Below are 13,084 nucleotides of genomic sequence, written 5' to 3' on the forward strand. Positions count from 1 at the left end.
CAAATACATCTACAACATCGCCAACTTTTAATTCTGGCATGTCGCGGAATTCGTTCAATGGAACTAAACCATCAGATTTGAAACCAATGTTTAATACCACATCTTTGTTGTTGATAGAAACAACAGTACCTGAAATAATTTCACCTTTTTCAACAGAGTTGAAAGTACCTGCGTACAATTGTTCTAATTTTTCTCTTTCGGTTTGGCTGTAGTTACCGAAAACTTTGTCGTCTGCATCCCAGTCGAAATCTTCCGGATCTGCCTGACGGCTAGATGATTTAATTTCGTCGATAGATAATGAATCAGCTTCTGATTCAAATGTCTCTTTTACACGACCTTTAGTGTCTTGAAGTTCTGCTTCTTTTGCTTTTAACTCCTTTTCTGCTACTTGTTTTTTTGCCATTAAATAAATTATCTCCTTTTTTCCCGCTTTGGGGATGGCAAAGGTAATAATATATATTCGGAAATAGAAAATAAATTTGATTGATTTTGAGCATTTTGCATTTATTCTCAAACAGGTTTTTAATTATTTCAGACACCGTTATTATCCCCTTTATATACAAAGAAAGTAACGGCGTTTATTTATATATAGGTAACCGGCACTATATATGCTATTATAATAATACAGTACTTAAAACTAGTTTACCATGAAAAACCAAAAAGAAAAAAATATTAAAGAAGCCAATCAGGACGAAATTTCGGCAGAAAAGGAATTTGACGCAAAGCAAACGCTTAAGCACCCTAATCCCGAAAAAAGGCAATACTCTATGGACGATTATAGAAAAACAGCAGAGGAAAAAATTACAAATACTATAGATCTTCCGCAAGATGAGCAACAGTATGATCAGCATAACGAAGAAGAATAGACATGCAGCTAAACAGGTATATTTATATAGGCTTTTTAATGTTATTGCTGCTGCATTCCTGTAAGAGTGTTTTTAAGGTTTCTCCTTACAAAACTTATTTAAATAAACTTGAAAGCACAGGCTTATCTAAAACAAAAATGGGAAAGGCCTGGGTATCAAATGGTGAAGAAGCTGTTAGAAATCCATTAAAAGAAGTCTCCATACCTTTTCAGGAGAGTATTTTTTTTAGAGAAAGTTCTCCGGATGCGTTAGGATATATTATTCATTATTCGTCTGCAAGAAAAGTGAAATTTAAAGTTAAAACCACTGCAGACGAACCGTTTGGTGTTTTTATAGATATTCTTGAAAGGAAAGATCAGCTTAATAACCTGGTTAGTATCCAAAGTGCTGATACTGTTTTATTTTACGAAGATAAACAGGACAAAACATTGATTTTAAGATTGCAACCAGAGCTTTTAGTATCTGGAAGGGTAGATTTGGAAATTATTGACGAACCTAAATTAGGTTTTCCGGTAAAGGGAGCGAGCAATAGTTCCATTAAGAGTTTCTGGGGGGTAGATAGAGATGGGGGAGTACGTAGACATGAAGGCATAGATATTTTTGCAAAAAGAGGAACCCCGGTAATTGCGGTTGAAGATGGAGTAATAAGCAGGGTACAGGAAACCAATTTGGGAGGTAAAGTGGTATGGCAAAGATTGGGACTGTTCGGACAAATAATTTACTATGCACATCTTGATAGCCAGTTAGTAACGGCGGGGCAGGAGGTTAAAAAAGGAGAAACTGTTGGGCTTCTTGGGAATACAGGTAACGCGAAAGCAACAGCACCACATCTGCATTTTGGTATTTATATCGGATCTGGAGCAGTAGATCCTTTAAACTATGTTCTGATGAAAGATACTGTTCCTCCAAAATTAAAATCAGAAATAAAATACTTAGGAAATGAGGTTGTAATTAACCGCGGAGCGTCTTCTGCTGTACCTGTAAATATTCTATCGGTTTCTTCTGAAGGCGTGAGTTATAAAAATGAATTTCAAAAATTAGAATATTCAGAAAAGCTGATTTTGTTGTCAAAAAAGCCATCGGCAAAAATAAAAACAGCTAGACAGCTTTATAAAAGTCCTGTAGAGACATCTGCTCCGGTTGGCTTATTCAATCCTGAGAAAAGTTATACCGTTTTAGCAAAAACAGGAACTTTTGTATACATCAATCAGGAAGACACCAAAGGTTGGGTTTTATCTGATTGATGTATCATTATGAGAAATTTAAGCTGGCTCCAGAAAAGGAACAACTCTGTCAAGTGCAAAATTTAATTGTTCAGCTTCAGTAAGTTCTGTGTTATCCAGAATGATGGCGTCTTCTGCTCGTGTTAAGGGGCTTTCTTTACGTGTAGTATCCAAATAATCTCTGTGAGCAAGGTTTTCGAAAATCTCTTCCAGAGTTACTTCTTCGCCCTTTGCTATAAGCTCTTTATATCTTCTTTCGGCTCTAACCTTAGGATCTGCAGTCATGAAGAGCTTAATTTGGGCATGAGGGAAAACTGTAGTGCCAATATCTCTACCATCCATTACAATATTTTTAGACTTTCCCATCTTTTGTTGCTGCTTCACCATAGCTTCTCGAACTTGTTTTATGGCCGAGACAGCACTTACATTTTCAGAAATGTGCATTTGTCTGATTTCATCAGAAACATCTTCCCCATTTAATAAGATATGAGAATTATAATCCCTGGAATGGAAATTTAAATCTATTTCTTCTAAAGCTTTTTTTACCTGAGCATCATTTTCCAGGTCGATGTTGTTTCGTAAGAAATACAAAGTTACAGCCCTGTACATTGCGCCGCTGTCAATATAAATGAAGTGGAGTTTTTTTGCCAGAGCTTTGGCAAGGGTACTTTTTCCGCATGACGAATAACCGTCTATGGCAACAACTATATTTTTATTCATGAGACTGCAAAGATATTAATAAAGGACATTCTTGGGGAATCCTGAGGTGTTATTTGTTATTTATATAACGTTTTCCAAACTTATAGCCCATTTTTATGCTTCCGTATTGATGAGCTTTCGCAGAGCTTTCTATTTCTTTAGTTTTGAATATCAGAGAGAAACCTAAATTCCATCTCGATTTAGCATAAGCAAGTCCCAGTTCTTGAGAAAAGACAAATGGTTTACTGTCAAATGTCACTTCATTTTCACTTTTTTTTCTCAGCATTGATCCGGATATAGTTGCATCATATGCTATCCAATTGAGTTCCGGTTTTAAAAAGAAGTAGAATTCTCCTTCGTAACGTCCCGTATGAGCCAGGTTACTATTTGTTGCCATAGAGTTATTCAACGGATTTATTTTTCCGGTTCGGAACAATAATCCTGCTCTTAGGCCCGAAAAGCTGTTTCCCAGAAGTGCAGAAGCAGGCAGGCTTAAATCAATATTATTTTTCTGGTTTTGGGTCATTTTATATAAATAAGAAACTCTGGCATTAATTCCCAGTCCATCCTGTATTTGATATTGCCATCCATTAATTTCATAAAATCCAAGAGCTTCGTGGTAAAGTTCCTGGCCCTCTTTTGAAAAGGAGCGGTCGCCTATAGTACCTATCTGCAATTCGGCTTTTAATCCATTTTCATTTTTAAAAAGCCAGTGTCTGGAAAAAGAACCAAAAAGGTAACCGGCGAAAGGTCTATCTATAAATTGCCTGCCAGGCACATATCCTGATTTTGCATTGTATATCTGCTGGCCAATTTTGATTTCCCATATTTTTTTTGCGACCCTCGTGTTATGGATTGTATGTTCAGGCATAACCCTTCTATAGTTTACAAAAAGGCCATTCGTATAATATTGGTCCTGTCCCATAGCCAGATAAGCATCATTATCACTAGTAAAACCAAATTCAGAATTATAGCTGTTATTATTCTGTCCGTAAACGCAATTTCCCGTTATCAGGCTAATAATGAATGTCAGAATGAATAGGTGTTTGTAATGCATAACGGAGCAATAACTAATAGAAACAAAGTCTCAAAATCAAAAGTACAGATTATCATCATTTCGATGCGTGGGGTGAAGAGACCTGTCTGCCGGTAGCAGGTGATCTCCTAAAGTCGTCGAAATAATATTGTTCTTTGGCTTTTTAGACAGCTTCATTACTTTTTAAAAACCAATAAAGGCACTGTGGCTTTTAAAGCTATACTTTCTGTATTTCCCGCAAACAGGAATTTTTCAAAGAAAGACTTATGCTGTACCGTAAACATAATTAATAAAGAAGGCCCGTTATCTTTAACGTAATTTTTAATATTGCTGATAACAGGTTTTAAAGCATTATTTGGGATAATAGTGAATTTAACCTGTTCATTGTTAAACTCTGCTTTTAGTTTTTCTGCATCTTTTATTCTTTGATCCGTTTCCGAAGGGAATGCAAAATGAAGAACCTCTACTTCAGTATGTAAATCTGATGTAAAGTCAAGAACAGTTTTTAGCTCCTTGTTTAAATCAGAAAAATCAGAAGCATACATGACCTTATCAATTTTATGAGATTGATAAGTAGACGGAATAGCAAATACTGGAATAGTCGTTTTGTTAATAATATTTACGGTATTTGTTCCTAGGTATTTTTCTATTTTAGAAGCTCCCCTTGCACCTACACAGATATAGTCGAAATTTTCTTTTTCAGCATAATTAATAATGTTCCCATGAGGAACCACAGATTCCTTAATTATATATTCATGCTTTTTAGGTGCAATCTGAATACTTTCGTAAATGCTGTCAACAAAGTTCTTTAATACCTGTTCGTCTTCCAACTCCTTGTTTTTCTCCATAATTTCAAAATCTTCATCGTTAAGCTCGAAAGGATGACCAACGTGAAGAGAATGAAAGAAGCTCAGTTCAATATTATTGTTTTGTTCAGCAAGCTGAATAGCAAATTCTATCGCAGACTTTGAGTTTTCAGAATAGTCTGTGGCAACAAGTATTTTCATGATTTCAATTTTGTAAAATCTTATTATTTGGCTGTTAAATTAACTATAAAAAACTATTTAAAGAAAACTAAGAAAGGTATGTTTCTATCAATTTCAATTATAGCTGCCAAAATACAGATAACCGAAAGGATTTTCTTTTTTAGGAATAAGCCTCCCTTTTCCTAGTTAGCAGTTAGATGAACCTAATAGTTTTACTTTTCTTTCTATAATTTATAAAATGTCGTTTTTTTCCTATACGGGCAAAGAAATAGCTGCTACTTTAGCAAAGCTGGCTGAAAAACACCGCTTTTGGTTAGCTTGAGCGTGTTTTTTAATATAAGGACTAAAATATAGAAAAAATGAAAAGGACATATTTACTGTTGCTTATGATTGCAGTGACCATTGTGTCATGTAAGAAATCGGATAATAGGGAATCTATAAAGGAACCTGAAGAGCCTGTCATAGACGACCCGGATAATCCTGATAACGGAGAACAGCCGAATCCGGAAACAGCAACCTTGCTCCAAACAATTGTTATGACTTCTAATGGAGCAACTAAAACTTATACCATTACCTATCAGGGAAATACTGCTAAGATTGATAAAATAGCCGAAAATGGTGGAACATTCACAACTTACGTATATGACGGAGAACATATTCAAAAGGTATATTGGGGTTCAGAGAATAGTGATGATTATAATGCGTACAGCTATGATGGAAGCGGCAGGCTAACGAAGGACGATAACTTCAGATCTAGTGGAGAGGACGGCGTAACGCAGCTTAGCTATTCGGGTAATAAGACTATTGTGTCTGGAGAAGGAGTCGGTGGTATGGAGATTGAACTTAGTTACGATTCAGGGAATTTGACCGGTGCGGTTTTATCTGATGAGGGGACAGTTGCCGGAGAAGTGGCAATCACGTACGATGATAAGAATGCACCTTTCAAGAATGTCGTAGGGTGGAAAGAGATCCGATATTTAGTAGGAGCTCCATTGGGCGACAATATCGGTTTTGAAGATATCTTGGGAGCGGGGAACAATCCGTTGAAACTGACTGGAACTTTTGGGGGGAGTAATGTAGAAGTGAATTATGTCTATGAGTTTAGCGACAGCAAAAATCCAAAATTTCCCACAAAATTGACCGGAACGAAAAAAGTAGGAACAAATCCAGCAGAGACATTCGTAGCAGAGATCACGTATAAGCCGTAGAATGAGGTTGTTTCTCCGTTCACTGCGGATAGCAACGGTGGCAAGGTTGGATTTTTATAAAAAACCCGCTATATTCATAATAGCAGGGTTTTTTATGTAAGCAACCAATTTACACCTGAGTTTTCATGACATTGGATTTTTTTAAATATGCCGAAGTGCCACCTCACCCCAGCTTGCAGGGTATTGTTACACATTATAGGGTGACAGGCGCTAAGCATTTGACACCTTTCATCTTTCCAGATTATTCGCCAATATTCCAAGGTCTTATCTTCAATATTTGCCCCCTCGACAATATAGTTTTGCAGAAAAAAGAGAAGATAAGCTTAAAGTACAAAGTTTATTTTGTAGGGCAAGCTATTTCGCCAAGTGTATTGTTCAGTAGCTCTCTTAATTTGGACCTAGTCGCGGTAAATTTTACACCTACCGGAGTTTTTCAACTTACAGGTATGAGGCTAAATGATTTCACAGATCGGATTGTGGACGCAGAAATCCTTTTTGGTAAGGAAATTACTGCATTGTATGAGAAAATAATTGAGTCTAAAAGTATTGCCCAATCTATTTGTTTGATTGATAATTTTTTGTGTGTTAAGGCCAGAAATAGAAAAAAGCGAAATAAGGCTTGTGTTTTGACGTCACTGTCTATCTTGAAAGGTAATGCAGGAGATATGACTATAAAAACGTTGCAAAAAACAATCAAGACAAGTCCAAAAACTCTTGAAAGGGCATTTAAGGCCGAAATAGGAATGACTCCGAAAATGTTCCAGCGCTTGCTCCGATTTAATCAGGCTCGGCAATATATAGAAGAAAGTCAGTGTACAGACTGGTGGGAGATCGTTGTTAGATTTGGTTTTTACGACCATTCCCACTTAATCAGTGAATTTCGTTTTTTTACAGGAAAGACTCCTGTTCAATATATAGCTATGTTGCAATATCCCAACTATGGTTGAGAATATTGGATAAAATAATAAACGGTCTTCTATATTGAATAAATATATGAGACCGTTTATTGGGGTAAATATTATTTATCTTCGTCAGATGCTTTCTTAAATTTTAGATCCAATGGATTCTTAACTTTCTTATTTAAAAGAGCTAAATCAATTACTTCGCTCATTTCACTTACATAATGGAAGTTTAAATCCTTAATGTAATTTTCTTTGATCTCCAATATGTCTTTTTTGTTTGATTTGCAAAGGATGACATCTTTAATATTAGCTCTCTTTGCAGCTAAAATTTTCTCTTGAATACCGCCAACAGGTAAAACCTTGCCTCTAAGTGTGATTTCGCCCGTCATAGCTAAATGTGGTCTAACCATTCTTTGCGTAAAAGCAGAAGTTAAAGCGGTAAGCATGGTGATACCTGCAGAAGGGCCGTCCTTAGGTGTGGCGCCAGCAGGAACGTGAATATGCACATCCCATTGGTCAAATATCCTGTAGTCTATGCCAAACTTGTCTGCATGTGCTCTTATATAAGCCATAGCGATACTGGCAGATTCCTTCATGACATCTCCCAGATTACCGGTAAGCGACATTTTTCCCTTTCCCGGACTTAAACTGGCTTCAATAAATAAGATGTCGCCACCAACCTGAGTCCAGGCTAAACCGGTTACAACACCAGCAACATCATTTCCTTCATATAAATCCTTATCAAAAATAGGAGGGCCTAAAATTTCTTCTATTTCCTGAGGGCCAAAATTAACATTGTACTCCTCTTCCATAGCAATTTTTGTAGCGGCTCCTCTAACAACAGCACCAATCTTTTTTTCCAGACCACGTACTCCAGATTCTCTGGTGTAATCTTCGATAATTTTTTCGATTACCGAATTTTTTAAGGCAACATCCTTAGTTTTTAAACCATGCTGTTCTTTTTGCTTAGGAAGCAGGTGCTTTTTAGCAATTTCTATTTTTTCTTCTATGGTATAGCCATTCACTTCTATAACCTCCATCCTGTCTAATAACGCAGGCTGGATAGAACTCAAAGAGTTTGCAGTAGCTATAAACATGACATTGGACAAATCGTAATCCAACTCCAGAAAATGATCGTTAAAAGCACTATTTTGTTCAGGGTCTAAAACTTCCAAAAGAGCAGAAGACGGATCACCCCTAAAATCATTACCAACTTTATCTATCTCGTCCAGTACAAAAACAGGATTTGCACTGCCGCCTTTTTTAATAGACTGGATAACTCTTCCCGGCATAGCGCCAATATAGGTTTTTCTATGTCCTCTGATTTCTGCTTCGTCTCTAACACCACCTAAGGCCATACGAACATATTTGCGTCCCAAAGCTTTAGCTATAGATTTACCAAGAGAAGTTTTTCCGACTCCCGGAGGACCAACTAAACAAAGTATTGGCGCTTTCATGTTATGCTTAAGTTTTAAAACAGCCAAATACTCAATAATGCGTTTTTTAACCTTCTATAATCCGTAATGGTCCTTGTCTAATATCTTCTGAGCCCGTTTAAGATCGAAATTATCTTTGGTAGCGTAATTCCAGGGTAAATCTAAAAGCACCTCCAGATAATTGATCTGGACAGAATAATCTGCAGCCGCAGGGTTCATTCTGGCCAATTTATCCAGCTCTTTATTGAAATGGCTGGCAGTATCTTTACTCCAAAGCTTTTTCTTGGCTCTGTCCCGCAGATTTTCTATTTCCATATCCGGAGAATTTCCTCCCAATTCTTCCTGAATGGTTTTTAACTGCTGATTTAGGAAATAGTCCCGTTGTTGCTTATCTAAATCTATCTTTACTTTATTTTGGATCTGGTTTTTAATTTCCACCATCTGCAATTCCAAAGTCAGATGCCCCAGAACCATCTCGGCTCTTGTTCTCAAATTAGCAACTTCAAGCATCTTCTGCTTGTCCTCAACAGAACTATTCATGTTAGAAGAAATAAAGTTGATTAAGAAAGGAGTGCTTTCGATGTTCTTAATGGCAATCCCGGCCTCGGATGGTATATTTTGAGAAGATTGTATAATCTGAACAGCCATTTCCTTAATGGAAGAAACCATAGCTTTAAACTCCTTATCCAGTTTTGGCCTGATTTCTTCGAATTTTTTAACGGTTGCTTTAAAATAAGGTTCTTGTTGAACCTCTTCCTGTAGTTCAAACCTGTTTTTCCCCTGAATAATAACTGTAGTATTCCCGTCAGGCATCTGAAGCATCTTGATGATGACGGCAACAGTACCAACTTTATTTAAATCGTTAAAAATGGGATCTTCTATACTGACATCTTTCTGTGCAACAACACCTATGATTTTATCTCCTTTATAAGCGTCTTTAATTAGTTTTATAGACTTGTCTCTGCCAACAGTAATAGGAATAACTACTCCGGGAAATAAAACCGTATTTCTTAATGGTAATATTGAAAGTACTTCGGGAGTTTGTTCGTTATTCATCTCTTCCTCATCTTCTTGTGATATCAGAGGAAAGAATTCCGTATCTTCAGTAATTAATGGTAATGCCTGGTTGAAATCGAATTTATCGAATTTGCTCATATTAATTTTTTTTGAACGCCAATTTGTCAGATTGAAAAGCCGAAAGGAACTTTTATACTGGCTGCACTATAAAGTTCAACAGTTATGCCAATAATCTATCCGGGTTTAAATTACCATAATATGCAATTTTTTACTTACAAAATCCAATTTATCATGTAAATTAGTCATGAAGTATTGACTGTGAAAATATTTATAGCCATACAACGTTACTAAAATAACTTTCATCAGGTAAATTTTATAAATTGTGAAAGGAAATCCCTTACAGGAATGAGAAGATTAGTTATTTTATTTAATGTCCTTTTGCCGTTATCGTTGTTAGCTCAGGAACCTTTCGAGCGTTTAGGACAAAGGTCTATGATGAATGGAGATTTCGGCAGCGCAGCAAACTATTTTGAAAAAGCTTATAGCGCAGATAATTCAAATATGAATGCGCTGTATTTGATGGGGTATTCTGCCTATCACGCTAATAACTACAAAAAGTCTATCAAAGCTTTTGATAAGTTAATTGCTTATAAACCAGACGAATCGGTGGCTTATTATTACAGAGGAAAGGCAAAGCTGAATCTTTGTCAGCAAATAAAAGAACTTAATTCTACCGAAAAAGAGCCCCTGTTGTTAGGCGCAATCAGAGACTTTTCTACGGGGATATCTTTAAATCCGTCTGACATGAAATTCTACCAGAACCGCGGGTTAGCTTACCAGGAATATAGTGTTTATAAAAGCCAGAAAGTTAACGGTATATATAACAAAAACGCAGTGGTTTCGGCAGCAAATTCTTCTATAGCCGATTTGAAAAAAGTTCTGGCCGAAAATTCTGCAAGACGGGATATTGTTAATCAAATAGAGCGTTCAAAACAAATACTTATTGATATTAACCGATAGCAGAATCTCCATTCAGCTGTTTAATTACTTTGGCCGGATTGCCGACTGCCAGGCTATTTTCCGGGATATCTTTATTTACTACAGAGCCCGCACCAATTACACTGCCTCTACCAATAGTCACACCCGGGCAGATAGTTGTATTTCCGCCAATCCAGCAATGATCTCCTATGGTAATAGGCTTTGCCAATTCATATTCCATTCTTTCCTTAAAACCCAAAGGATGTGTGGCCGTATAGATTTGAACGTTTGGTCCAAACATTACATTATTTCCTATTTCAATTCTGCAACAATCCAGTAACACGCAATTAACATTGAAATATACATTTTCACCGCAATAAATATTGTAGCCATAATCGCAGTGAAAAGGAGGTTCTATGTACAGATTTTTTTGAGCATGAGGTATAAGCTGTTTAATAATGCTCTTCGCTGTCTTAGTTACCAGATATTCAGAAATGTTTAACTGGCGTAGCAGTCTTTTTGTATTTCTTCTTTCTTTATATAAAATTTCGTCCTGAGCATTATAAGGTAGCCCTGCTAGCATTTTTTCTTTTTCTGTCATATTTTCCTTATTCGAAATACAGGGTAATTCTACTCGCTGTTTAATTGCTGACAAAATAGCAATTTTTAGAACAGGTATAGAGTTTGATTGTTAAAGAAAAACAATAGAATTATTATGGAAGATCAAAATAAAATTGTCAATTTTCAAAATATAGAAGATGGTTTAGATGGAAAAGATTTCTATGCGACCTTTAAAGAAAAATTAGAACAGGTAGAATCCTTTCCGGGAAAATATAGCTTTAAATTTATCGTAAAAAACGAAGTCAATAAATTGGATGAAATAAAAGCAATCTTTCCTGATGAGGCTATGCAGACCAATGAATCTAAAAACGGAAAATATATTTCTCTGACAGTAGCTAAAGATGTTAATGATGCCAATGAAGTAATAGCTTATTATAAAAAAGCCGCTGCAATAGAAGGTATTATGATGCTTTAGTTTTTACAATTATTGGACTGCCAGCTGCGAGTTATACGTTAATGAATCTATTTTGGGAGTAGATCTTTCAATAATGATACACTTTATTGAACACTCCCCGGGAGATCTAAAATTCCAATAAATTTTTTCCTACGTTTCTTGTTCGTTTTTCCTACGTTTCTCCTGCACACGTCCGTACCATCTCCTTTGCAACCCTTACGTTTGGCTTACGTTTTTCTTACGATTGTCCTACGTTTCTCTTACGCCTGGCTTACGTTTGTCTTACGCTACGCTTACAGAATGAAGGAGAAACGTAAGTGAAGCGCAGGAAAACAGTAGGCGCTTTGTAAACTGAAGTATACGTCAGGTCTGTTTCAGGAAGGGCGGATGGTAAGTATGATCATATATTTTTCTCTTTTTATTATTTCATTAATAATTTTAATATATCATATCCCAGATATAACTTGCTAAGTATCGCTTTCTCTCAAGCGATTGGTTATTTTAATGGAATTATAGCGTCTTTTTTTCCAAAGTAGAAAAGAGTAAAAACAGATCAGGAAAGCTTTTAGCGAATTAGCATCATGTCACTTTGCTCAGAAAATAGGATTCTTTTGAATGATGTTTTTATAGCCTTGTATTTTTATGTTCATTTTTTATAAAAATCGAACATAAAAATGCGCTTACAATACTATTTAAGTAGGTTTATTTGAGACTTCTTCGGGTCAAGTCCACTATTATAGTGGACTTGACCCGAAGAAGTCCCGAAAAAGACCCCTGTAAAACCTGTTTGAAATAGATTACTTTAGCACTATAAATCTGGAAATTTTAAAGCTCTCGCTGGTTTGATTATTCTCATAGAGATACTTTAATGGTTAATGAAAAAAGAACTTTGTTAGGTAAGTAGCCATAGAAATATTTCGGATAGATAGAGTTCTTGGTTTAAAAGGATATTTAAGTGATTTTTCAGTACGCTTAAAAAAGTACTGCAATAGAATGTTAATACTTGCGTAAGAAAGATAACCTCTTTTTGGACGTTTACCACTTAACGTCCAAAAAGATTAATTTGATTACTCAATGCTGATTTGTTTAGTTGCTTTTACCTGAGTTTCCGATTTTGGTAATGATAAATGAAGTACGCCATCTTTGTAAGAAGCGTTAATGTCATCGTCCTTTACATTGTCTGGTAATCGAAAGCTACGGGTGAAAGAACGAAAACTATATTCACGTCTTGTATATTCTTTCTTTTTGCCTTCCTCGTTGTTTTCTGATTTTGTTTCTGCGCTAATGGTGAGGATATCATCGTCTACTTTTACCTGAAAATCTTCTTTCTTAAAACCTGGTACGATGACTTCTAACGAATAATTTTGTTCATTCTCGGCAATATTAACTGCAGGGAATTCTTTGTCAAAGTTACTGAGCCAATTGTTGTCGAAAAAATTATCTGCATTAAAAAAATCAGCCCATGAGGGTATTCCTCTGTTGGTCTTTGCAAGATTTGCCATAATAACCTCCTTGTTTTTAAATAAATAGATGCTAAAAAACAAGCAAACAATGTTCCAAGCTACACAATGAAAGTGTTAATTTTTTGTTAGTTTTTTCAAGTAGTCTGCTCCAATTCTGAAGGGTGTTATATGCAATTTTTTATACAGCCTGAATGTAATAATGTTTATATCTTTAAAAACGATATTACGACCTGGAGATATTTTTAAATATAAGCA

At 35.8% G+C, this 13,084-nt stretch carries 12 protein-coding genes and 1 pseudogene; 6 read left to right on the forward strand and 7 right to left on the reverse strand.

Features of this window, described 5'->3' with window-relative positions; all coding sequences use genetic code 11:
- A partial coding sequence (locus tag ABWO41_RS08875) for a S1 RNA-binding domain-containing protein (RefSeq protein WP_353136633.1) occupies positions 1-403 on the reverse strand: 403 nt, incomplete at its 3' end.
- A 244-nt stretch (positions 404-647) separates the two neighbouring features.
- Here ABWO41_RS08875 and ABWO41_RS08880 point away from each other — a divergent pair.
- Both ABWO41_RS08880 and ABWO41_RS08885 read left to right on the forward strand, forming a co-directional pair.
- On the forward strand, positions 648-866 hold the full coding sequence (locus ABWO41_RS08880) for a hypothetical protein (RefSeq protein WP_353136636.1): 219 nt from the start codon (positions 648-650) through the stop codon (positions 864-866).
- A gap of 38 nt (positions 867-904) precedes the next feature.
- Positions 905-2,110: a M23 family metallopeptidase gene (locus ABWO41_RS08885; RefSeq protein WP_353136639.1), complete on the forward strand. Its 1,206-nt coding sequence runs from the start codon at positions 905-907 to the stop codon at positions 2,108-2,110.
- Between the two features lie 18 nt (positions 2,111-2,128).
- On the opposite strand, the gene cmk is transcribed toward ABWO41_RS08885, so the two are convergent.
- The 3 genes from cmk to ABWO41_RS08900 form a co-directional block, all read right to left on the reverse strand.
- Positions 2,129-2,809 (reverse strand): (d)CMP kinase, encoded by a 681-nt coding sequence (gene cmk / locus ABWO41_RS08890; RefSeq protein ID WP_353136642.1) that lies wholly within the window; start codon positions 2,807-2,809, stop codon positions 2,129-2,131.
- Positions 2,810-2,858: 49 nt separating this feature from the next.
- Positions 2,859-3,845 (reverse strand): lipid A deacylase LpxR family protein, encoded by a 987-nt coding sequence (locus ABWO41_RS08895; RefSeq protein WP_353136645.1) that lies wholly within the window; start codon positions 3,843-3,845, stop codon positions 2,859-2,861.
- Positions 3,846-4,000: 155 nt separating this feature from the next.
- Positions 4,001-4,831 carry a universal stress protein gene (locus ABWO41_RS08900; protein ID WP_353136648.1) on the reverse strand — a complete coding sequence of 277 codons (831 nt, stop codon included), beginning with the start codon at positions 4,829-4,831 and terminating at the stop codon, positions 4,001-4,003.
- A gap of 338 nt (positions 4,832-5,169) precedes the next feature.
- Between ABWO41_RS08900 and ABWO41_RS08905 the strand changes: the two genes are divergently transcribed.
- On the forward strand, positions 5,170-6,018 hold the full coding sequence (locus ABWO41_RS08905) for a hypothetical protein (protein WP_353136651.1): 849 nt from the start codon (positions 5,170-5,172) through the stop codon (positions 6,016-6,018).
- 125 nt (positions 6,019-6,143) lie between these two features.
- Positions 6,144-6,965 carry a helix-turn-helix domain-containing protein gene (locus tag ABWO41_RS08910; RefSeq protein WP_353136653.1) on the forward strand — a complete coding sequence of 274 codons (822 nt, stop codon included), beginning with the start codon at positions 6,144-6,146 and terminating at the stop codon, positions 6,963-6,965.
- 71 nt (positions 6,966-7,036) lie between these two features.
- On the opposite strand, the pseudogene lon reads toward ABWO41_RS08910, so the two are convergent.
- Positions 7,037-9,511 (reverse strand): annotated as a pseudogene (lon, locus tag ABWO41_RS08915) (endopeptidase La).
- A gap of 267 nt (positions 9,512-9,778) precedes the next feature.
- Here lon and ABWO41_RS08920 point away from each other — a divergent pair.
- Complete coding sequence (locus tag ABWO41_RS08920) at positions 9,779-10,393, forward strand: tetratricopeptide repeat protein (RefSeq protein ID WP_353136656.1); 615 nt, start codon at positions 9,779-9,781, stop codon at positions 10,391-10,393.
- On the opposite strand, the gene ABWO41_RS08925 is transcribed toward ABWO41_RS08920, so the two are convergent.
- Positions 10,383-11,006, reverse strand: coding sequence for a sugar O-acetyltransferase (locus tag ABWO41_RS08925; protein WP_353136659.1), 624 nt, complete (start codon positions 11,004-11,006; stop codon positions 10,383-10,385). The two genes, ABWO41_RS08920 and ABWO41_RS08925, sit on opposite strands and share 11 nt — an antisense overlap.
- Positions 11,007-11,066: 60 nt before the next feature.
- On the opposite strand from ABWO41_RS08925, the gene ABWO41_RS08930 reads away from it, so the two are divergent.
- Positions 11,067-11,387 (forward strand): DUF493 domain-containing protein, encoded by a 321-nt coding sequence (locus ABWO41_RS08930; protein ID WP_353136662.1) that lies wholly within the window; start codon positions 11,067-11,069, stop codon positions 11,385-11,387.
- Between the two features lie 1,046 nt (positions 11,388-12,433).
- On the opposite strand, the gene ABWO41_RS08935 is transcribed toward ABWO41_RS08930, so the two are convergent.
- Complete coding sequence (locus tag ABWO41_RS08935; protein ID WP_353136665.1) at positions 12,434-12,868, reverse strand: Hsp20/alpha crystallin family protein; 435 nt, start codon at positions 12,866-12,868, stop codon at positions 12,434-12,436.
- Positions 12,869-13,084 lie beyond the last annotated feature (216 nt).

Source organism: Pseudopedobacter sp. (assembly GCF_040392825.1).
Classification (GTDB): domain Bacteria; phylum Bacteroidota; class Bacteroidia; order Sphingobacteriales; family Sphingobacteriaceae; genus Pseudopedobacter.

What these genes read in the sequence shown, in the direction of transcription:
- cmk (WP_353136642.1), bottom strand. Translation starts at nt 2,809, where the DNA reads ATGAATAAAAATATAGTTGTTGCCATAGACGGTTATTCGTCATGCGGA.
- ABWO41_RS08900 (WP_353136648.1), bottom strand. Translation starts at nt 4,831, where the DNA reads ATGAAAATACTTGTTGCCACAGACTATTCTGAAAACTCAAAGTCTGCG.
- ABWO41_RS08880 (WP_353136636.1), top strand. Translation starts at nt 648, where the DNA reads ATGAAAAACCAAAAAGAAAAAAATATTAAAGAAGCCAATCAGGACGAA.
- ABWO41_RS08920 (WP_353136656.1), top strand. Translation starts at nt 9,779, where the DNA reads ATGAGAAGATTAGTTATTTTATTTAATGTCCTTTTGCCGTTATCGTTG.
- ABWO41_RS08930 (WP_353136662.1), top strand. Translation starts at nt 11,067, where the DNA reads ATGGAAGATCAAAATAAAATTGTCAATTTTCAAAATATAGAAGATGGT.
- ABWO41_RS08910 (WP_353136653.1), top strand. Translation starts at nt 6,144, where the DNA reads ATGACATTGGATTTTTTTAAATATGCCGAAGTGCCACCTCACCCCAGC.
- ABWO41_RS08895 (WP_353136645.1), bottom strand. Translation starts at nt 3,845, where the DNA reads ATGCATTACAAACACCTATTCATTCTGACATTCATTATTAGCCTGATA.
- ABWO41_RS08905 (WP_353136651.1), top strand. Translation starts at nt 5,170, where the DNA reads ATGAAAAGGACATATTTACTGTTGCTTATGATTGCAGTGACCATTGTG.
- ABWO41_RS08885 (WP_353136639.1), top strand. Translation starts at nt 905, where the DNA reads ATGTTATTGCTGCTGCATTCCTGTAAGAGTGTTTTTAAGGTTTCTCCT.
- ABWO41_RS08935 (WP_353136665.1), bottom strand. Translation starts at nt 12,868, where the DNA reads ATGGCAAATCTTGCAAAGACCAACAGAGGAATACCCTCATGGGCTGAT.